Below are 1,378 nucleotides of genomic sequence, written 5' to 3'. Positions count from 1 at the left end.
GATCGTGTCCCAGGAAGTGGTGTAACTCATCATGGCTCTGGCCACTGAGTTTGCCGTTTAGTTGATCACGGCCGACAGCTTGGCCTGTGGATTATCGCTGACGGCCTCGAAAGCCTCCAACTGCATGTAACGTCGCTGCAGGCACCACTCGTCGTTCTGCTCCAGGAGCATTGCGCCTACCAGTCGTGTGATCGCCGGATCGTTGGGAAAGATGCCCACGACATCGGTGCGGCGCTTGATCTCGGCGTTGAGCCGTTCCAGTGGATTGGTGCTGTGCAACTGCTGTCGGTGCGCTTTGGGAAACGCCATGTGTGCCAGCACTTCATCCTCGCAGCCGTCCATGAGCGTCGCGATCTTGGGGTATTTTTCGCGCAACTGATCGGCGACCAGGCGCCACTGCTGATGGCATTCGGCACGGCTGTCCTGGGCGAAAACCGTGCGCAGAAGCGCCGCCACCATGGTGCGCTGGCCCTTGCCGACATGGGCCATGGCGTTACGCATGAAATGCACGCGGCAGCGCTGCCAAGTAGCGTTGAAGACCTTGGAAACAGCCGCTTTGAGCCCTTCGTGGGCATCGGAGATGACCAGCTTTACGCCACGCAGGCCACGTCGCATCAGACTTCGCAGGAAGTCCGTCCAGAACGGCTCGGCTTCTGACGGGCCAACCCGCATGCCCAGGACTTCGCGGCCACCGTCAGTGTTCACGGCCACGGCGATTATTACGGCGACCGAGACGATGCGCCCGGCCTCCCGCACTTTGACGTAGGTGGCATCGATCCAGAGATAGGGCCAGTCGCCTTCAAGTGGGCGATCAAGGAACGCATGAACGCGCTCATCGATCTCACCGGCCAGCCGCGAGACCTGGCTCTTGGATATGCCCGTCATGCCCATGGCCTTGACCAATTCGTCGACAGAACGTGTTGAAACGCCCTGGATGTAGGCTTCTTGAATCACCGCCGCCATGGCCTTTTCGGCGGTGCGCCGAGGCTCAAGAAAACCAGGAAAGTAACTGCCTTGGCGCAGCTTGGGAATTTTCAGGTCGACGTCGCCAGCGCGGGTTTGCCAAAGGCGATCACGGTAGCCGTTGCGGCTGTTTGTCCGGTCAGGGCTTTTGACATCGAAGCCTGCGCCGCACAGGCCTTCGACGTCGAACTCCATCATGCGCTGGGCAACGAACTGGATCATTTGCTTGAGCAGATCAGCGTCTGCCCCTTTCTCAACCAGCTCGGTCAATGCGATAGTGGGCTTGGTCATCGTGGTTTCTCTGGTGAAGGTTAAGTCCGCAAACTCAACGTTAGCCAAGAACCACGATGACCATCCTCTTTCGCCCGCTGGGCGCCTTCGGCTGGTTTAGTTACACCACTTCCCGGGACACGAT

1 protein-coding gene is annotated in these 1,378 nt (G+C 59.4%); it reads right to left on the bottom strand.

Annotation, left to right across the window (positions count from 1 at the left end):
* Positions 1–57 precede the first annotated feature (57 nt).
* Entirely contained in the window at positions 58–1,254 is a 1,197-nt protein-coding gene (locus PPL01S_RS24205) for an IS256 family transposase (protein ID WP_016391483.1), read from the bottom strand.
* Positions 1,255–1,378 lie beyond the last annotated feature (124 nt).

The organism is Pseudomonas plecoglossicida NBRC 103162 = DSM 15088 (genome assembly GCF_000730665.1).
Taxonomy (GTDB): Bacteria; Pseudomonadota; Gammaproteobacteria; order Pseudomonadales; family Pseudomonadaceae; genus Aquipseudomonas; species Aquipseudomonas plecoglossicida.
This window is presented reverse-complemented; position numbering and strand designations above follow the sequence as displayed.

Bases quoted from the DNA above. Each gene is read 5' to 3' on its own strand.
- PPL01S_RS24205 (WP_016391483.1), bottom strand. From the start codon at position 1,254: ATGACCAAGCCCACTATCGCATTGACCGAGCTGGTTGAGAAAGGGGCA.